Annotated in this window: 19 protein-coding genes; 6 read left to right on the plus strand and 13 right to left on the minus strand. The window is 75.7% G+C overall.

The features are described 5' to 3' along the window. Positions 1 to 178 precede the first annotated feature (178 nt). Complete coding sequence (locus tag ACFU6K_RS09260; protein ID WP_380661854.1) at positions 179 to 979, plus strand: hypothetical protein; 801 nt, start codon at positions 179 to 181, stop codon at positions 977 to 979. A 30-nt stretch (positions 980 to 1009) separates the two neighbouring features. Here the strand turns inward: ACFU6K_RS09260 and ACFU6K_RS09265 are convergent, their stop codons facing one another. The 3 genes from ACFU6K_RS09265 to ACFU6K_RS09275 all read right to left on the minus strand — a co-directional run bounded on the left by ACFU6K_RS09265 (position 1010) and on the right by ACFU6K_RS09275 (position 3289). Then, on the minus strand, positions 1010 to 2224 hold the full coding sequence (locus tag ACFU6K_RS09265) for a sensor histidine kinase (RefSeq protein WP_380661855.1): 1215 nt from the start codon (positions 2222 to 2224) through the stop codon (positions 1010 to 1012). Beyond that, entirely contained in the window at positions 2221 to 2775 is a 555-nt protein-coding gene (locus ACFU6K_RS09270; protein WP_380661856.1) for a hypothetical protein, read from the minus strand. The genes ACFU6K_RS09265 and ACFU6K_RS09270 overlap by 4 nt, the downstream gene beginning before the upstream one ends. Positions 2776 to 2926: 151 nt before the next feature. Further along, positions 2927 to 3289, minus strand: a complete 363-nt coding sequence (locus tag ACFU6K_RS09275) for a nuclear transport factor 2 family protein (RefSeq protein WP_380661858.1) — start codon at positions 3287 to 3289, stop codon at positions 2927 to 2929. A 107-nt stretch (positions 3290 to 3396) separates the two neighbouring features. On the opposite strand from ACFU6K_RS09275, the gene ACFU6K_RS09280 reads away from it, so the two are divergent. Then, a complete protein-coding gene (locus ACFU6K_RS09280; RefSeq protein ID WP_380661859.1) occupies positions 3397 to 4272 on the plus strand; it encodes a LysR family transcriptional regulator in 876 nt (291 codons plus the stop codon). A gap of 70 nt (positions 4273 to 4342) precedes the next feature. Here ACFU6K_RS09280 and ACFU6K_RS09285 read toward each other — a convergent pair whose 3' ends face one another. Then, positions 4343 to 4930, minus strand: coding sequence for a TIGR03086 family metal-binding protein (locus ACFU6K_RS09285; protein ID WP_380661860.1), 588 nt, complete (start codon positions 4928 to 4930; stop codon positions 4343 to 4345). A 65-nt stretch (positions 4931 to 4995) separates the two neighbouring features. Between ACFU6K_RS09285 and ACFU6K_RS09290 the strand changes: the two genes are divergently transcribed. After that, positions 4996 to 5844 carry a DUF6597 domain-containing transcriptional factor gene (locus ACFU6K_RS09290; protein WP_380661862.1) on the plus strand — a complete coding sequence of 283 codons (849 nt, stop codon included), beginning with the start codon at positions 4996 to 4998 and terminating at the stop codon, positions 5842 to 5844. Here the strand turns inward: ACFU6K_RS09290 and ACFU6K_RS09295 are convergent. From ACFU6K_RS09295 to ACFU6K_RS09310, 4 genes are all read right to left on the minus strand, one after another. Continuing rightward, positions 5805 to 6794: an ABC transporter substrate-binding protein gene (locus ACFU6K_RS09295; protein WP_380661864.1), complete on the minus strand. Its 990-nt coding sequence runs from the start codon at positions 6792 to 6794 to the stop codon at positions 5805 to 5807. The genes ACFU6K_RS09290 and ACFU6K_RS09295 overlap by 40 nt on opposite strands. An 85-nt stretch (positions 6795 to 6879) precedes the next feature. Then, complete coding sequence (locus tag ACFU6K_RS09300) at positions 6880 to 7698, minus strand: ABC transporter ATP-binding protein (RefSeq protein ID WP_380661865.1); 819 nt, start codon at positions 7696 to 7698, stop codon at positions 6880 to 6882. Next, complete coding sequence (locus ACFU6K_RS09305; RefSeq protein WP_380661866.1) at positions 7698 to 8780, minus strand: FecCD family ABC transporter permease; 1083 nt, start codon at positions 8778 to 8780, stop codon at positions 7698 to 7700. Before ACFU6K_RS09305 ends, ACFU6K_RS09300 begins: the two co-directional genes overlap by 1 nt. After that, positions 8777 to 9820 carry a FecCD family ABC transporter permease gene (locus tag ACFU6K_RS09310; protein ID WP_380661867.1) on the minus strand — a complete coding sequence of 348 codons (1044 nt, stop codon included), beginning with the start codon at positions 9818 to 9820 and terminating at the stop codon, positions 8777 to 8779. The genes ACFU6K_RS09305 and ACFU6K_RS09310 overlap by 4 nt, the downstream gene beginning before the upstream one ends. A gap of 99 nt (positions 9821 to 9919) precedes the next feature. Between ACFU6K_RS09310 and ACFU6K_RS09315 the strand changes: the two genes are divergently transcribed. Further along, positions 9920 to 10549, plus strand: a complete 630-nt coding sequence (locus ACFU6K_RS09315; RefSeq protein ID WP_049658472.1) for an HAD family hydrolase — start codon at positions 9920 to 9922, stop codon at positions 10547 to 10549. 56 nt (positions 10550 to 10605) lie between these two features. Here ACFU6K_RS09315 and ACFU6K_RS09320 read toward each other — a convergent pair whose 3' ends face one another. Beyond that, positions 10606 to 10845 (minus strand): hypothetical protein, encoded by a 240-nt coding sequence (locus tag ACFU6K_RS09320; RefSeq protein WP_049658468.1) that lies wholly within the window; start codon positions 10843 to 10845, stop codon positions 10606 to 10608. Between the two features lie 470 nt (positions 10846 to 11315). Between ACFU6K_RS09320 and ACFU6K_RS09325 the strand changes: the two genes are divergently transcribed. Further along, entirely contained in the window at positions 11316 to 11699 is a 384-nt protein-coding gene (locus ACFU6K_RS09325) for a cold-shock protein (RefSeq protein ID WP_049658465.1), read from the plus strand. Positions 11700 to 11732: 33 nt separating this feature from the next. On the opposite strand, the gene ACFU6K_RS09330 is transcribed toward ACFU6K_RS09325, so the two are convergent. The 4 genes from ACFU6K_RS09330 to ACFU6K_RS09345 all read right to left on the minus strand — a co-directional run bounded on the left by ACFU6K_RS09330 (position 11733) and on the right by ACFU6K_RS09345 (position 15312). After that, on the minus strand, positions 11733 to 12584 hold the full coding sequence (locus ACFU6K_RS09330; protein ID WP_380661868.1) for a 1,4-dihydroxy-6-naphthoate synthase: 852 nt from the start codon (positions 12582 to 12584) through the stop codon (positions 11733 to 11735). Positions 12585 to 12595: 11 nt separating this feature from the next. Continuing rightward, on the minus strand, positions 12596 to 13345 hold the full coding sequence (locus tag ACFU6K_RS09335) for a futalosine hydrolase (RefSeq protein ID WP_380661870.1): 750 nt from the start codon (positions 13343 to 13345) through the stop codon (positions 12596 to 12598). A gap of 10 nt (positions 13346 to 13355) precedes the next feature. Then, positions 13356 to 13886, minus strand: a complete 531-nt coding sequence (locus tag ACFU6K_RS09340) for a hypothetical protein (RefSeq protein WP_380661872.1) — start codon at positions 13884 to 13886, stop codon at positions 13356 to 13358. 73 nt (positions 13887 to 13959) lie between these two features. Beyond that, positions 13960 to 15312, minus strand: coding sequence for an MFS transporter (locus ACFU6K_RS09345; RefSeq protein WP_380661873.1), 1353 nt, complete (start codon positions 15310 to 15312; stop codon positions 13960 to 13962). Positions 15313 to 15857: 545 nt separating this feature from the next. On the opposite strand from ACFU6K_RS09345, the gene ACFU6K_RS09350 reads away from it, so the two are divergent. After that, positions 15858 to 16739 (plus strand): DUF3027 domain-containing protein, encoded by an 882-nt coding sequence (locus ACFU6K_RS09350; RefSeq protein WP_380661875.1) that lies wholly within the window; start codon positions 15858 to 15860, stop codon positions 16737 to 16739. Positions 16740 to 16781 lie beyond the last annotated feature (42 nt).

Consider the following 16781-nt stretch of genomic DNA (forward strand, 5'->3'; position numbering starts at 1 on the left):
GCCTGGCAGGGCGGCGCGGCGGCCTGATCGTCGGTGTCCCGCACGGCTGGCCGGATCCGCCGACGTCCCGTGCGGGGCGTCGGCGGGGCCACCGCGGGACGGCCTTTCGGCGGCGTCGCCCGTCCGCCGACGCGTTCGCGCCCGTACGATGCCCGAGCGGGGTGGGTGGAGACCGGGGGTGGGTGTGGTTCGGTTCTGGCTGAGGTGGGCGCTGATCGCGCTCCTGGGAGTGGCGGTCGTGTTCGGCGGCTGGGCCGGGTGGCGGTTCTACCGCGACACGGCCATCCCGGCCCCGCCGGACGTCCCGGGGCTGGCGCGGGCGCCGGAGACCGCGGAGGCCCGCCGGGTGGCCGAGCAGCGGATGGCCGACCGGATCGACCGGCTGTCCGAACTGCTGCCGTGGGCCCAGGGGTTGGGGCGGTCGACGGTCGACGTGTGCCGCACCGACTACCGCGGCGGCCTGTTCGTCCGGGGGCTGTGGCTGCCGGTGGCCTGCGAGCGGACCGTGAACGTGTACCTGGCCTTCGACGGCGGCGACGTCCGCTCCCGGCTGGCCGATCTGGACCGGTACCTGGACGCCGAGGGCTGGCGGAGCTCGCAGCGGTGGAGCGGCCTGGTCGCGGCCGACGAGTACGCCCACCAGCCGCCCGCCGACCCGACCCCGGAGGAGGTGGCGGAGGCGGCGGCCCGGCCGATCGCCCCGTCGGTGGAGTTCAGGCCGGCGACGGACGAGGCGGTGCGGACGGAGCTGGCCGTGAGCGTCTCCCGGCCGCCGGGCCCCGAACTCCTGACCTCCGGCGAGGACTACTGGTACGAGAAGTACGGCGGCCGGCGCTACCGGAACGACGAGGGGCAGCGGTCCGAGTACCTGGCCTGGCAGCCGGTGCGGCCGAGCGAGGTCACCGGGCCGGCCGAGGGCCGGTACGTGGCGGTCCTCGGCTTCACGACCAGGTACGCCGAGCAGCAGGAAGCGCCGTGAGGCCGGGAACCGCCGCGACCGGTGCGGCGGTCAGCCCGCCGCACCGGGCGGCGGGGAGGGCGGCGGGGAGAGCGGCAGGGTGGCGGTGACCCGGAAGCCCGAGCGGTAGGGCGAGGCGGTCAGCTCGCCGCCGAACAGCGCGATCCGCTCGGCGAGTCCGAGCAGGCCGTGGCCGGTGGACAGTTCCCGGCGGGCCTCGGGGCGGCGGCCCGCGCCGTCGTCGACCACGTCGAGGGTCAGCACCTCGGACCAGCTGATCCGCACCGAGGCGTGGCTGCCGGCGCCGGAGTGCTTGATGATGTTGGTGACGGCCTCCTGGACCAGCCGGTAGGCCGTCAGGTCGACGCTGTCGTCGAGGTGGGTCGGGGTGCCGCGCACCTCCAGGTCGATCCGGATTCCGGCACGTCGGGCGTCCTCCAGCAGCGGCCCCAGGTCGGCGAGCCCGTGTCGCCCGGTCCCGTCCGTCATGGGGACGTCGGCGGTGCGCAACAGCCGGAGCATGCGGCGCAGTTCGGCCATCGCGTTGCGGCCCAGCTCCTCGATGTCGCGGAGGGTGCCGGCCAGCCGGTCCGGGTCGGCGGGCGCGGTGCTGCGGGCGGTGTCGGCCTGCATGACGATGACGGCCACCGCGTTGGCCACGATGTCGTGCAACTCCCGGGCGATCTGGACGCGTTCGCCCAGGACGGCCTGGCGGGCGCGGGCGAGGTCGCGCTGGTCGCGCTCGGCGGCGAGGGCGGCGGCCCGGACCCAGCGGCCGGCGCCCCAGGCGACGGCGGTGACCGGCAGGTAGAAGGCGATCTCGCTGATGGTCTCCGCGGTCTCGTAGCCGGGGTGCACGGCCCCGGTGGCGATCGGGTTCCAGGTGCCCAGGGCGATCGGCAGGCACGTCAGCGCGAGCGTGACGGCGGCGGCGGACCGGCCGTTCTCCCGGGCCACCGTGTACAGCGCGACCAGCACCCCGAAGAAGGGGGTGAAGCCGAAGTCGCTGTTGAGGGAGAGCAGGGCGGCTCCGACGGCGGCGCCCCAGACGACGGCGAAGGCCGGTAGCGGCCACCGCCGCCGGAAGGTCAGCGCGACGGCCTCCGGGAGGGCGAAGACGGCCACGAGCAGCTGGTCACGGCCGTTGACGCCCGGTGCGAGCGGGGCCGCGAAGAAGAAGACGTCGGGGACGGTGATCGCGAGTGCCAGCGCGGCGTCCTGCGCCGTGGCGGCCGGCGGCCTCCGGCGGTGGACGCTCTCCGTCACAACCGGAGTTCCCGGCAGCAGCTGTGGTTCGAACCGAGGCAGCACTTGGCCTCGACGAACTCCCGGAGGTCGAGGGCCGGGACGTCGGACCACCAGGGTTCCGTCAGGGCGGCGTGCTCCTTCGGCGGACGGATCGGGTAGCCGAGTGCGGCGTACGCGGCCCACTGGTCGCCGTGGTGCTGCCGGAGGACTTCGACGAGCCGGTTCGCGGTGACGTCGGCGGGGGTGGTCGCGTGGTGCGACGGTGCGAGCAGGGCCAGGTAGGCCGACGCGGCGTGGATGCCGTCGTCGGCGAGGGCGACCAGGCTGATGCCGGCCACCCGCAGGGCTTCGGCGCCGTCGTCGGGGCCGGGGCCGGGACCGGGGTCGACGGTGATGCGGACGGCGAGGCGTTGCCACGGGTCGCAGACCGTCTGCGGCGGGTCGGGCACCAGGACCGTACGGCGGTTGAGCAGGAAGCCGTGGGCGAGGGCCGGACCGGCCTTCCCGTCCGGCTGGACGTGGTGCACGGTGGCGGCGACGGTGGGCGTCGGGGTCGTCGGATCGTTCATGGTGGGGCTCCCGGAGGGGGAGTGGGGGCTTTCACCCAGTCGTAGCGCGCCCCGTCGTGCCCCGCCTGCGGGGCTGACCGCTCGGGTGAGTGACCGAACGGAGCGGGCCGCGGCCCCCCGCGCGGCCGTGCGCGGGCGGCCGCGGGGCCTCTCACCTGCCGAAACCGGCCAGCAGCCCGCGCGGGTCGAAGGTCACCCGGATCCGGGTGATCCGCCCGTCCTCGACGTGCATCCAGTTCGCCGTCGGCGCCGGCGGGGCGATGCCGGTGCGCAGCTCGAACCAGGTGATCACGTCGTCGCCCTCGGCCACCCGGACCTTCACGTCGATCTTCTCCAGCACCTGTCCGAGCCCCTTCAGCCCGGCCAGCGCCTCCTCCACCCCGGAGGCCGTCCCCAGCGCGCCGACGAAGTCGACGTCGTCGGCCAGCAGGCTCCGGACGGTCTCGAAGTCGCCCGCCTCCCAGGCGGTGAAGTAGGTCTCGGCAAGCTCACGCGCGGTCTTGGTCGTCGTCATGCCTCCATCCTCCCGAGCACCTCACCCATCCGTCCAACAGATGGATCAGATGGAATCCATCTGTTCTGGTTATGCCCCAAGGGTCCGGTCGCCTATCGTCGTCGGTCATGGAGATGCACCAGCTGCGCTACTTCGCCGCCGTGGTCGACGAGGGCACCTTCACCGCCGCAGCCGCCCGGCTGCACGTGAGCCAGTCCGGCATCAGCACCCAGGTGGCCAAGCTGGAGCGCGAACTGGGCCAGCAGCTGCTCGACCGGACCGGCCGCCAGGTGCGCCTCACCCCGGCCGGCGAGGCGGTCCTCCCGCTGGCGAAGAACGCCCTGGCCACCCTCGACGCCATCCAGCACACCGCCGCCGAGTTCGCCGACGCCGTCCGCGGCCGGGTCCGGCTCGGCATGATCATGGGCTGCTCGATCCCGCCCTTCCTGGACACCGTCGCGGACCTCGGCCGCAGCCACCCCGGCATCGAACTCAGCCTGCACGAGGGGCACTCCGACGACCTCCAGGCGCAGGTCCTGGCCGGCTCCCTCGACCTCGCCCTGATCGGCTACACCGGCGAGGCCTCCCCCGGGCTGGAGGACACCGTCGTCGTGGACGAGCCGATCGCCGCCGTCGTCCCCGCCGGGCACCCCCTCGACCGGGCGCGGCTCCGCCTCGCCGACCTGCGCGGCGAGAAGGTCCTCTGTCTCCCCCCGGGCACCGGCCTGCGCGCCGCCTACCAGGACTCCTGCCGCCGGCTCGGCCTCGATCCGCGGGTGGACATCGAGGCCAGCTCCCCGGCCGCCCTGCTCCGGCTCGCCGAGCGCGGCGCGGGCGTGGCCGTCCTCAGCGCCTCCTCCGCCACGGGCGCCGGGCTGCGGGCCGTCCCGCTGGCCGACGCCGCCACCCGCGCCCGGCTCGGGCTGGTCGTCCGCCGCGACCAGCAGTCCCCGGCCGTACGGCTGTTGCGCGCGAGGCTCGCCGCGGCGATGCGCCCGGGCTGAGCGCCGTACGACGCGTCGCGCCGTCTCCCGGTACCGGGGCGGGACGGCCGGCGGGCCCGTCGGTCGGAGCTCAGGCCTTCCAGTGCGGATCGCGCCCCGAGGCGGCCAGCGCGCGGTCCCACGCGGAGGCGTCCTCCGGCAGCGCCACCGACTCGGCGAAGCCCGCGTACCGACGGTACAGCTCGGCGTTCTCCGCCACGATCTCCCCGGCCAGCAGGGCGAGTTCCTCGTCGACCTCGATCCGCCCGCCGGTCGCCCGGGCCACGTCCCAGCCGTGCAGCAGCAGCTCCAGGACCAGCATCCGGGCGATCCCGACCGCCGGCACCGGGGCGCCGCCGAGGTCGACGTCCCCCTCCCAGACGGCCGGGTCCGCCCAGGCCGCGACGGCGCGCTCCAGCTGCGCCGCGTAGCCGGAGCGCCAGTCGGCGTCGGCGGTGAAGTCCCGCGAGCCGAGCTCTTCGGGCAGCTCGGCCCGCCGGGCCCGGTGCTCCAGGCCGTGCGAGGTGTAGAGCACCCAGTGGTTGATCAGCGCACGGGTGTCGAACTCCGTGCAGGGCGTCGGCGCGTCCAGCGGCCGGTCGGCCGGGACGGCGGTGGCGACACGGGCGGCGGCGGAGGCGGCGCGGGCCAGGAGCGGGTGCATCGGGTGGGCGGTCATGGCGTCGATTCTGCGCGGGGCCGTACCGGCCGGTCTTGAAGAAACGCGACGACTAGCCTGGCGGCATGGGCACGGACCCGCTGGACCCCCCGGACGCTCCCGGCCTCGGCCGCGGCGTGCTCCACCCCGCCCGGGCGGCGGAGCTGATCACCGTGGACCGGCTCGTCCCCGACCCGGCCGTGGCGCGGTTCGTCGAGTACTACTGGCTGGTCCGCTGGGACCTGCGCGGCCTGCCGCCGTACGAGCAGAAGGTGCTCGCCCACCCCAACGTCCACCTGGTCTTCGAGGCCCCGCGGGCGCGCGTGTACGGGGTGGACCGCTCGCTCTTCGTCCGCCGTCTGGAGGGCGCGGGGCACGTGTTGGGCGCGCGGTTCCGCGCCGGCGCCTTCCGTGCCCTCGCCGGTCACCCGGTGAGCGGGCTGGCCGACCGGTCGGTGCCCGCCGCCGAGTACTTCGGGCCCGGGGTCGACCGGTTCAACGCGGAGGTCCTCGGGGCGTCCGGCGACCCCGCGGCCCTCGCCGACGCCTTCCTCCGCCCCCGGCTGCCCGAGCCCGACCCGGTCGCCGCCGAGGTCGCCGCGATGGTGGACCGGATCACCGGCAGGCCGGACCTGCGCCGGGTGGACACGCTGGCCGCCGAGCTGGGCCTGCCGGTCCGCCGCCTCCAGCGCCTGTTCGCCGAGTACGTCGGGGCCTCCCCGAAGTGGGTGCTGCGCCGGGCCCGCCTCCACGAGGCCGCCGAACGTGCCGGGACGGACGGCGGGTTGGACCTGGCCGCGCTCGCCGCCGAGCTGGGGTACGCGGACCAGGCGCACCTCACCCGGGACTTCACCGCCGCCGTCGGCGTCCCCCCGGCCCGCTACGCGGGGGCGGGTCAGGCGCCGAGGAAGCGCTGCAGTTCGTCCAGGACGTAGTTGGCCCCGGTGTACCCGATCCCCTGGAACCACAGCTGGTCGTCCACCGGGAACGCCCGGTGCCCCTTGACCGCCCCCAGCGCCTGCCAACCCGGGCTCGCCAGGGCGGCGTTGGCCCCGGACAGCTCCGGATCGCCGTACGTCGCGTACAGCAGCAGGTCGCCGTCGGCCCTGGCGAGCTGGTCCGGCGGGATCTCGACGTCGGACTGGTCGACGTTCTGCGCGTCCGGCCGGCCGACCTGGGCGTCGGCGAGCACCGTGCCGGGGAAGCTCTGCCGGCCGAACAGCCGGATGCCGCCGCCCTCCACGAACCGCACCAGGCTCACCCTGCGTCCCGACAGCTTCGCCGCCGCCAGTGCCTGGGCCACCTGCCCGGCGTGCTTCTGGTACGCGCCGGCGAAGGCCGCCGCGGCCGCCTCCCGGCCGAGCGCCTGGGCGTGCAGCTGGAAGTCGGCCTTCCACGGCGCCCCGGCGGTCTGGGTGAGCACGGTCGGGGCGATCTCCCGCAGTTGCTCGTAGCGGTCGCCGTCGCGGGTCTGGTTGGAGAGGATCAGGTCCGGCCGCAGCGCCCGTACGGTCGGCAGGTCGGGCGAGCCAGCCGGGCCGACCAGCCGGATCCCGGCCGTCCGGGAGGCCGGCCAGTACTCGGGGTAGCGGGTGTCGCGGGCCGGGAGCGCGGCGCCGACCGGGGTGATGCCGAGGGTCAGCGCGGAGTCGAGCACGTCGGTGTCCAGCACGACCACCCGCATCGGCGCGCCCGGCACCACGACGGGGCCGGTGGCGGCGTTCACCGTCACCGGCGGCACCGGGGTCGGGGACGGCGAGGCACCGCCGGCGGTGCCGTCCGCGGCCGCCGGGGCCGGCCGCCGGGCGGCGGTGCAGCCGGTGGCCGCCGCGAGCGCGCCCGCGCCGAGGCCGGTGAGGAGGGTGCGGCGGGAGATCCGGGGCATCGGCGGTCCTCTGGCGGCGCGGTGGGGTCGGGGCGCCGTCGATTATGTCCGAAATGGCACTTAAAGTGCCGTTAAGCACGGGCCGTCAGGCGCGAGTGGCGTCCGGGGCGAGCGCCGCCCACGGGGCGCCCGGCACGACCAGCGGCGTGCCGGTCACCGGGTCCGGCACCACCACCGAGTCCAGTCCGAACACCTCCCGCACCAGCTCGGCCGTCACCACCTCCCCGGGCGCGCCCTGCGCCACCACCCGGCCGTCCCGCATCGCCACCAGGTGGTCCGCGTACCGGGCGGCCTGGTTGAGGTCGTGCAGCACCGCGACGACGGTCCGGCCGCGCTCGACGTTCAGCCGGCGGACCAGGTCCAGCACCTCCACCTGGTGCGCGATGTCCAGGTAGGTGGTCGGCTCGTCCAGCAGCAGGATGTCGGTGCCCTGGGCGAGCGCCATCGCGATCCAGGCGCGCTGGCGCTGGCCGCCGGACAGCTCGTCCATGCTCCGCTCGGCCAGTTCGGCGGTGGAGGTGCGCTCCAGCGCCTCCGCGACCGCCGCCTCGTCCTCCGGCGACCACTGCTGCCACCAGCTCTGGTGCGGCTGGCGGCCGCGCGCGACCAGGTCCGCCACCGAGATGCCCTCGGGGGCGGTCGGCGACTGCGGCAGCAGGCCGAGCCGCTGGGCGATCCGCTTGGTCTGGATCCGCGCCAGCTCCTCGCCGTCCAGCAGCACCGCGCCCCGGACCGGCTTCAGCAGCCGGCCGAGGGCCCGCAGCAGGGTCGACTTGCCGCACGCGTTCGGGCCGACGATCACCGTGACCCGCCCGTCCGGAACGGTCACGTCCAGGTCCTCGACGACCGTGCGCGCCTCGTAGGCCAGGGTGAGGCCCCGGGCCTCCAGGCGGTGTTCGGACATCAGGAACCTCCACGGCGGGATCGGATCAGCAGCCACATCAGGTACGGCGCGCCGACCAGGCCGGTCACCACGCCCACCGGCAGCTCCGTCGGAGCCAGCAGCCGCCGGGCGACCAGGTCGGCGAGGACCACCACCAGCGCGCCGGTCAGCGCCGAGCAGAACAGCGGGATCTGCGCCGAGCGGGCCAGCCGCAGCGCGATCTGCGGGGCCATCAGCGCGACGAAGTCCACCGGCCCGGCGGCCCCGGCCGCGCACGAGGCCAGCACGATGCCCAGCAGCGCCATGCCGAGGCGGATCCGGTCCAGGCGCAGGCCGAGGCCGACGGCGGTGGCGTCGTCGAAGGAGATCGACCGCTGGGCCCGGGCGGCCCACAGCGCGACCGGCACGGCGGCGAGCAGCACCCAGGCGAGCCAGTCGGCCTGGTCGTAGCCGGCGCCGTTCAGGCTGCCGGTCATCCAGACCTTGGCGGCCTGGGCCTGGAAGCCGTCGCCCTTGGTGAGGAAGACGGAGGTGAGCGAGGACAGCGCGACGCTGATGCCGATGCCGATCAGCACGAAGCGCTGCGCGTGCAGGCCGCGCCGCCAGGCCAGCGCGTACACCAGAAGCCCGGCCACCAGGCCGCCGGCCACCGCCGCGTACGGGGCCTGGCCGGTCGAGCCGACCACGCCGTACGCCATCAGGCCGACCACGGTCGCGGTCGCGCCCCAGGTCACGCCCACCACGTCGGGGCTGGCCAGCGGATTGCGGGCGACGGTCTGGATCAGCGCCCCGGCCAGCCCGAGCGCCAGGCCGACCAGCAGCCCGACCACCACCCGGGGCAGCCGGAACTCGCCGACCACCAGCTCGTGCGGGCTCGGCCGGCCGAGCACCACCTTGACCACCTCGGACGGCGCGACGGTGGACTCGCCCAGGCAGAGCGAGGCCACCACGGTCGCCGCCAGCGCCACCAGCAGCCCGACGGTGACGGCCAGCGAGCGCCGGTGCACCAGGAACGACGCCCGCCCGGCCCGGACGACGGTGTAGCCGCGCAGGGAGACCGAACCCTCGCCCGGGGCGGAGCTCACACGGGGGAGGGGAGTCATGCCGCCACCACCTTGCGGCGGCGGACCAGGGCCACCAGCACCGGGACGCCGACCAGCGCGGTCATCACGCCCGCCGGGACCTCGGACGGCGGGAACAGGACCCGGCCGAGGGTGTCGGCGAGCAGCAGCAGCGCCGGGCCGAGGACGGCGGAGAAGGCGAGGATCCAGCGGTGGTCGGCGCCGGCCACCGCGCGGGCCGCGTGCGGGACGGCGAGGCCGACGAAGGCGATCGGGCCGGCCGCCGCGACCGCCGAGCCGGTCAGGACGGTCGCGCCGAGCGCGCCGACCGCCCGGACCAGGCCGGTCTTGGCGCCAAGCCCCTTCGCGGTGTCGTCGCCGAGCGCCAGCGCGTCCAGTCCGCGCGCCACCGCGACCACCAGCACCGTGCCGACGGCCAGGAACGGCAGCAGCTGCCAGGCCACGTCCGAGGTCCGCCCGGAGAGCGAGCCGACGTGCCAGAAGCGGAACTGGTCCATGGTGGCCGCGTCGGTGGTCAGCACCAGGGTGTTGAGCGAGGCGATGAAGGCGGACGTCGCCGAGCCGGCCAGTGCCAGCTTGATCGGGGTGGCCCCGCCCCGGCCGCGCCCGGCCAGCCCGTACACCAGCACGGTGGCGATCACCGCGCCGGCGAAGCCGAACCAGACGTACCCGGTGAGGGTGGAGACGCCGAAGCCGGAGATGGCGACCACCACGCCGGCCGCCGCGCCCTGGGAGACGCCGAGGATGCCGGGGTCGGCGATCGGGTTGCGGGTCAGGCCCTGCATGACGGCCCCGGCCAGGCCGAGCGCCGCGCCGACGGCCAGTCCGACGACGGTGCGCGGCACCCGCAGCTCGCGGACCACCACGGCGTCGGCGGTGTCGCCGCCGTGCAGCAGGGCGTCCAGCGTGTCGCCGAACGGGATGGTCCGGCTGCCGACCGCCAGGCTCAGCAGCACCGCGGCGGCCAGCACGACGAGTGCGGCGGCCAGCCACAGTATTCGGCGCCGCGGCGCGCGGTACAGCGCGCGGGGCGCACCGGGCGGTGCGCTGGTGTCGGTCATGGGCCCTCTCCGCTGACAACTCAGGCAAACCTAAGTTCCGCCGTGAAGCCCGGGCAAATCGCCTCGTGGCCGACGGCACCCGTTGGGTAGCCTGACGGCATGCCCGCGACCTCACCCGCCCCGCTCACCGTCGGCTTCGACCTCGACATGACGCTGCTGGACACCCGGCCGGGTATCCGCGCCACCTACCTGGCGCTCTCCGCCGAGACCGGCACCCCCATCGACGCCGACCTGGTGGTCACCCGGCTCGGCCCGCCGCTGCTGGACGAGATCCGCAACTGGTTCCCGGAGCACGAGGTGGAGCGGGCCGTCACCCGCTACCGCGAGCTCTACCGCGACCACGCCTTCGCCCCGACCGTGGCCCTGCCCGGCGCGCACGCCGCCGTCGAGGCGGTCCGCGCCCACGGCGGCCGGGTCGCGGTGATCACCGGCAAGTACGAGCCGAACGCCCGCCTCCACCTGGAGCACGCCGGGCTGGCCGCGGACACCGTGATCGGCGACCTGTGGGCGGAGACCAAGGGCGACGCGCTGCGCGAGCACGGCGCGAGCGTCTACGTCGGCGACCACCTCGGCGACATCCGGGGCGCCCGGCACGCCGACGCCCTCGCGGTCTGCGTGCCCACCGGCCCGTACAGCGCGCGGGAGCTCCACGAGGCGGGCGCGGACGTGGTGCTGGACGACCTCACCGGCTTCCCGGACTGGCTCGCCGGCCACCTGGCCGACCGCTAGGCCGGGCCCCGGAGCAGGCCCGCGGCGGGCTCCCGAGTCCCGGGGCCCGGAGGGCCTCAGGACTCGACGGGCTCGATCCGGCGGCGCTGGGCCCGCGCGTTCAGCAGCAGCCCGGTCAGCGCGGCCAGGAAGCCGGCCGGCATCAGCATGCTCAGCCAGTACGCGGCCGTCGGCAGCGGCGTCAGGTGCAGGAACAGCGGGACGAAGGTGACCAGGGTGGCGAGCGCGCCGAGTCCGAAGACGATCACCCCGGCCTTGACGTACACGTCGCCGGGGTCGGCGCTCTGGCTGCTCACGTCTGCTCACTCCTACGGGCCGGTCGGAACTGTCCCCAGTCTGGCAGAGCGGCCGCCGGGCGGGCCCACCGGAGCGGGCCGGTCACGTTGCGCAGTTTCCCGGCAGCTGAACGTTTTGATCCCTGTTGAGCGGGGGTATGCACGGGGTGCCGAGGGGCGCTACAGGTGCGCCCCGCGTCCTCAGACCCGGGGGTGTGAGCCGATGGACCGCGCGGAGCCGCGCCCCGGCCGTGCCAGTGCCGGGTCGCCCGTGACCGCGAGATCCCGTTCCCGCCGCCCCGACCGGGCCTCGGAACGCGGGTTCCTCGCGGAACGCGGATGAGGCAGTGACGGACGGTTAGTCTGCTCCTGACCGCGTGCCGGCCACGAGCGCCCACGGGCGCCGAGTCGAGGTCGGCCGCCTTTCCCCACCACCCAGTGATCCCCGGCCAGGGCCGGGATCCCTCACACCCATTCGAGGACTGTTCGAGATGCCCACCGGCCAGGTCAAGTGGTTCAACGAGACGAAGGGCTTCGGCTTCCTGTCGCGCGACGACGGCGGGGACGTCTTCGTCCACACCAAGGCGCTGCCCGACGGTGTCACGTCGCTGAAGCCGGGTCAGCGGGTCGAGTTCGGCGTGGTCGCCGGCCACCGCGGGGACCAGGCGATGGCCGTGCAGCTGCTGGACGCGCTGCCCTCGGTGGCCGCCGCCCAGCGGCGGAGCGCCGATGACATGGCGCCGATCGTCCAGGACCTGATCACCACGCTGGACGCGGTGCTGCCCGGCCTCCAGCGCGGGCGCTACCCCGCCAAGCCGACCGGCCAGAAGCTGGCCGGCCTGCTGCGCGCGGTGGCCGACAACTTCGACGTCTGACGGGGAGCCGGAACGCCCTGGAGCCGGAGCGCTCTAGATCGCGAGCGCACCCGGGTCGAGCGGGGGCACCAGCCCCTCGGCGGCGGCCCGGGTGAGCAGCGCGCGGACGGCCGCGTAGCCCTCCTCGCCGAGGTCCTCGGTGAACTCGGTGACGTACAGCCCGATGTGCTGCTCGGCGACGTCCAGGTCCATCTCCTGGGCGTGCGCCAGCACGTACCCGCGGCTCGCGGCCGGGTCCGCCCAGGCCTGCCGGACGGAGGAGCGGATCGCGTCGGCGATCTCCCGCAGCCGCTCGGCGCCGAGCGAGCGCCGGGCGACGATCGCGCCCAGCGGGATCGGCAGGCCGGTCTCCCGCTCCCAGGCCTCGCCCATGTCGGCCAGGCTGTGCAGGCCGTACTGCTGGTACGTGAAGCGGGCCTCGTGGATGACCAGGCCGGCGTCCACCCGGCCGTCCCGGACGGCGGGCATGATCTCGTGGAACGGCAGGACGACGATCTCGCCGAAGCCGCCCGGCACCGCCTTCGCCGCCCAGAGCCGGAACAGCAGGTAGGCGGTGGAGCGCTCGGAGGGCACCGCGACGGTCTTCCCGGCCAGGTCGGCGGGGGAGTCCACGCCCGGCAGGGTGAGCACCAGCGGGCCGCAGCCGCGGCCCAGCGCGCCGCCGCAGGGCAGCAGGGTGTACTGCTCCAGGACCCAGGGCAGCGCGCCGTAGCTGATCTTCAGCACGTCCAGCTCGCCGCGTTCGGCCTGCCCGTTGGTGATGTCGATGTCGGCGAAGGTCACCTCGGGGGCGTCCGCCCCGGGCACCAGGCCGTGCGCCCAGGCGTGGAAGACGAAGGTGTCGTTCGGGCAGGGCGAGTACGCGATGCTCAGCCGTTCAGCCACGGCCGGCCTCCTCAATCGGTTCGTGGAGCGGATGCCAGCTCGTGGACGGGCAGCGCGGCGAAGGCCCGCTCCAGGGCGGCCAGCGCCTCGCCGATCCGCCAGGCGGCCCGGTCGCGCGGGCCCACGGGGTTGGACACGGTGCGCAGTTCGAGGGCCGGCACGCCGTACCGGGCGGCGGCCTCGGCCACGCCGAAGCCCTCCATCGCCTCGGCGGCGGCGCCCGGGTGGCGGGCGGCCAGCGCGGCGGCGCGCTCGGCGCTGCCGGTGACGGTGGAGACGGTCAGCACCGGGCCGGTCACGGCGTCCAGCGCCCGCGCGGCCAGCGCGACGGCGGCCGGGGGCGGGGTGTGCCGGACGGTGCCGAAGCCCAGCTCGGTGACGTCGGCGAAGCCCTCGGGCGTCTCGGCGCCGAGGTCCGCGGCCACGATCGCGTCGGCCAGCACGGTGGCGCCGACCGGGGCGTGCGGGGCGAAGCCGCCGGCGATCCCGGCCGAGACGGCCAGGGCGTACGGGTGGGCCGCCAGCGCGGCGGAGGCGGCGGCCGCGGCGGCGGCCGGGCCGACCCCGGCGGCCAGCACGTCCACGGGCACCTCCCGGGCCCGGTGCAGCGTGCCGCCGGGCAGCGGCAGCGCGGCGGACCCGCCGGGCAGGCCGCGCAGCACCGCCTCGGCCTCGGCGGCCACCGCGACGACGACGAGCAGCCGGGCCCCCGTGGGGTCCGACTGCTCGCCTCGGCCGTCGGCGACGGCGTGCGCGGTCATCGCAGGACCGTCAGCTGTCCTGGGTGTTCAGCTGGAAGTACCAGACGGCGATCGGGGCCTCCTGGTTCGGGTCGCCCTCGACCACGGTCACCACGGTCTTGCCGCTGGAGTTCAGCAGCTTGCCCGCCGGCTGGGCGCCGGACCAGGTCTGGCCCTTGGAGGCCGAGAACAGGCTGTAGCGCCCGCCCTGGTTGGCCGAGCCGCCGTTGGTGAAGGCCCACCAGCCCGTGTCGGCGACGTTCGGCGAGACGCCGACGCCGACCCGGTCGCTGCCCACGACGTCCGAGGAGGGCAGCGAGCCGTCCTTCAGCGCCTTGGTCGCGTCCTCCTGGCACTGCTGCTGCTGGTCCTCGGTGAGCGGGCTGCCGCCGTTCCAGCACAGCGGCTGCGCGACGACCGAGGAGTTGCCGACCGTGAGCGTGGCCTGGTGGGAGATGTGCTCGGTCTGGCCGGCGGCGATGGCGACGGAGGTGCCCACCGTGGCGGCGCCGACCACGACGACGGCGCCGAGGGCGGCGATGGCACGGGAATTGAGGCTCATGCGTCAGAATCTACCGGGCCGGGCCGATCACGCGACGCGGGGGTAGGCACCGCGTGTTGCCGCACCGCCCCGTTCAGGCCACCCGGGGGGTCGCCGGGTGCCGCCGCAGACCCACCCGGAAGAGCGAGCGGAGCGTCCACAGCAGCGCCAGGCCGACCACCCCGGCGGCGATCGACAGGCCCAGCTCCCCGTTCAGCGGCAGCAGGATGCCGACCGCGCCGCCCGCCACCCAGGACAGCTGCATCAGGGTCTCCGAGCGGGCGAACGCCGAGGTCCGCACCACCTCCGGGACGTCCCGCTGGATCAGCGCGTCCAGCGCCAGCTTGCCCAGCGAGGCCGCCATCCCGGCCACCCCGGCGACCAGAACCACCGTCACCACGCCGTACCAGAGCGCGGCCGCCGCCGTCACGCAGGTCGCCAGCAGCAGCATCGCGGCGACGGTCGCCTCCGGGCCCCGGGTGCGCAGCCAGGAGCCGAGCACCGAGCCCAGCGCGTTGCCCGTCCCGGCCGCCAGCGCCACCAGGCCCAGCGCGACCGTCGGCCGCAGCCCGCCGATCGGCTCCTCCCGCAGCAGGAAGGCCAGGAACATCACCAGGAAGCCGACCAGCCACTTCATCGCCGACATCGCCCGCAGCGCCAGGATCACCGAGGGGCCGACCGTGCGCAGCGAGGCCTTGACCGGCGGCGGCCGGTGGTGGATCAGGTGCGAGCCCTCGCCGTGCACCTCGGCGTGCAGGACGGCCCGCTGCTCGCCCTTGGCGGAGTCCACCGCGGGCGGCAGGTGGAAGGCCATCAGGGTGCCGATCACGAACACCAGGAAGGCGCCGCGCAGCGGCCAGCCGGGCCCGACCAGGTGCAGCAGCCCGCCCACCGCGGCCGCCACACCGGTGGCCAGCAGCCCGGCCAGGGTGACCCGGGAGTTCGCCTTCACCAGGGACAGCCGGCTCGGCAGCAGCCGGGGCACCACCACGCTGCGCACCACCCCGTACGCCTTGGACGCGACCAGCACGCCGAGTGCCTCCGGGTAGAGCGCGATGCCGCCGCCGGCGATCACCCCGGCCATCGTCCAGGCCAGCACCGCGCGGGCCAGCATGGCCATCGCCATGGCCGCCCGGCGGCCGTGCGGGAGGCGGTCCAGCAGCGGGCCGACCACCGGGGCCAGGAGGGCGAACGGGGCCATCGTGATCAGCAGGTAGAGCGCGACCCGGCCGCGGGCCTCGCCGGTGGGCACCGAGAAGAAGATGGTGGACGCCAGCGCGATGGTGATCAGCATGTCGCCGAAGGAGTTGAGCGCGTGCAGCTCGATCAGCTTGGCGAGGCCGGACTCGCCCGCGCCCTCGGCGGCGGTGGCCCGGCGGATCCGTCGGCCGGTGCCGTGCACCACCTTGCCGGTGCGGGAGCCGGCGGCGGAGGCGGTGCGGACCAGGAAGTGCCGGCGGGGCTCGGGGACCTCGGCCCCGTCCTCGGCCCCGTTCTCGTCCGGCTCCCGCCCCGTCCGGTCGGCGGCTTCCGGGGAGAGGTCCAGGGGGCCGGCGGGCGCCTCGGGGCCGTCCGCCGGCTGCGGTTCGTCCGCGCCGGGGACCGGGGGCTGCTGTCGCGGCACGGCGTCCGCCTGGTCGGGGCTGCCGGCCTGCGGGGCGCGCAGTGCGTGCTGCGACGGGTCGTGGTCCGCCACAAGCCCATCCTGCCCCAGAAACGCCGAGCCGACGCGGGACCGGACTCCGCTCGGCGCGGCCCCGGAGCGGCCGTGTCCGCCCCGGACTGTGCCGGGGCACCGGCCGACGGGTAGCCTGCCCAAGGTCGACCCGCCGGAGCGCCGGGGCGCCGGCAGGCCGGTCGAGCGGCGCGGCCGGTACCCGAGGGGGCTCCCGGTCGCGCAGAATGGACGAGGGACACCGAGCCGCGACGGAACAGGCAACACGCCGTGGGCGACAGAAGAACTGGGAGAGAATCGACGCCGTGAGTGCTGCGATGCGAAGCCGTACCCCCGACCGGCTCTGTGCCGAGGCCGTCGAACTCGCCCGCCAGGCCGCCGAGGAGGCCGTCGGTGCGGAGGCCGTCGGGCCGCACCTGGGCGTCCAGGCCGACGCCGACCGCGTCGTCACCCACACCTTCGAGTGCCTGGACGCGGCCTACCGCGGCTGGCACTGGGCGGTCACCGTCGCCCGCGCCCCGCGCGCCAAGAACGTGACCCTGGACGAGGTCGTGCTGCTGCCGGGCGCCGACGCGGTGCTCGCCCCCGAGTGGGTGCCGTGGAGCGACCGGCTGCGCCCCGGCGACATGGGCCCGGGAGACCTGCTGCCCACCGGCGCCGACGACCTGCGGCTGGAGCCCGGCTGGACCGGCGAGGACGAGCCGGCGCCGAACTCCGCGGTCGCCCTGGCGGACGACGAGGACCTGGTCGTCACCGACCCGCACGTCCAGCCCGCCCCGGCCCGCGCCCGGATCAACGCCGTCGCCGAGGAGCTGGGCCTCGGCCGCAGCCGGGTGCTCTCCCGGCTCGGCCTGCACCTGGCCGCCGAGCGCTGGGAGAAGTCCCACGGCCCGCAGACCCCGATGGCCCAGGCCGCGCCGGCCTCGTGCGCGAGCTGCGGCTTCCTGGTGCCGATCGGCGGCTCGCTCGGGCAGGCCTTCGGCGTGTGCGGCAACGAGTTCGGCCCGGCCGACGGCCAGATCGTCTCCTTCGCGTACGGCTGCGGCGGGCACTCCGAGGCGGCCGTCATCCCGGCTCCGCCGGCGCCGTCCGAACTGATCCTGGACGAGCTGGTGGTCGAGCCGCTGCCGCTGCACCCCGACCGGGCCTCCGGCTCCGTCGAGCCCGACGCCCCGGCCGAGGAGCTCGGCCACTCCTGAGCCCCGGGCCTTCCCTCGGGTCTGTCTTCCGCGGCCCGCACC

This window comes from Kitasatospora sp. NPDC057512 (assembly GCF_042802135.1).
Taxonomy (GTDB): Bacteria; Actinomycetota; Actinomycetes; order Streptomycetales; family Streptomycetaceae; genus Kitasatospora.

Bases quoted from the DNA above. Each gene is read 5' to 3' on its own strand.
- ACFU6K_RS09270 (WP_380661856.1), bottom strand. From the start codon at position 2,775: ATGAACGATCCGACGACCCCGACGCCCACCGTCGCCGCCACCGTGCAC.
- ACFU6K_RS09275 (WP_380661858.1), bottom strand. From the start codon at position 3,289: ATGACGACGACCAAGACCGCGCGTGAGCTTGCCGAGACCTACTTCACC.
- ACFU6K_RS09280 (WP_380661859.1), top strand. From the start codon at position 3,397: ATGGAGATGCACCAGCTGCGCTACTTCGCCGCCGTGGTCGACGAGGGC.
- ACFU6K_RS09285 (WP_380661860.1), bottom strand. From the start codon at position 4,930: ATGACCGCCCACCCGATGCACCCGCTCCTGGCCCGCGCCGCCTCCGCC.
- ACFU6K_RS09290 (WP_380661862.1), top strand. From the start codon at position 4,996: ATGGGCACGGACCCGCTGGACCCCCCGGACGCTCCCGGCCTCGGCCGC.
- ACFU6K_RS09295 (WP_380661864.1), bottom strand. From the start codon at position 6,794: ATGCCCCGGATCTCCCGCCGCACCCTCCTCACCGGCCTCGGCGCGGGC.
- ACFU6K_RS09300 (WP_380661865.1), bottom strand. From the start codon at position 7,698: ATGTCCGAACACCGCCTGGAGGCCCGGGGCCTCACCCTGGCCTACGAG.
- ACFU6K_RS09305 (WP_380661866.1), bottom strand. From the start codon at position 8,780: ATGACTCCCCTCCCCCGTGTGAGCTCCGCCCCGGGCGAGGGTTCGGTC.
- ACFU6K_RS09310 (WP_380661867.1), bottom strand. From the start codon at position 9,820: ATGACCGACACCAGCGCACCGCCCGGTGCGCCCCGCGCGCTGTACCGC.
- ACFU6K_RS09315 (WP_049658472.1), top strand. From the start codon at position 9,920: ATGCCCGCGACCTCACCCGCCCCGCTCACCGTCGGCTTCGACCTCGAC.
- ACFU6K_RS09325 (WP_049658465.1), top strand. From the start codon at position 11,316: ATGCCCACCGGCCAGGTCAAGTGGTTCAACGAGACGAAGGGCTTCGGC.
- ACFU6K_RS09335 (WP_380661870.1), bottom strand. From the start codon at position 13,345: ATGACCGCGCACGCCGTCGCCGACGGCCGAGGCGAGCAGTCGGACCCC.
- ACFU6K_RS09340 (WP_380661872.1), bottom strand. From the start codon at position 13,886: ATGAGCCTCAATTCCCGTGCCATCGCCGCCCTCGGCGCCGTCGTCGTG.
- ACFU6K_RS09350 (WP_380661875.1), top strand. From the start codon at position 15,858: ATGCGAAGCCGTACCCCCGACCGGCTCTGTGCCGAGGCCGTCGAACTC.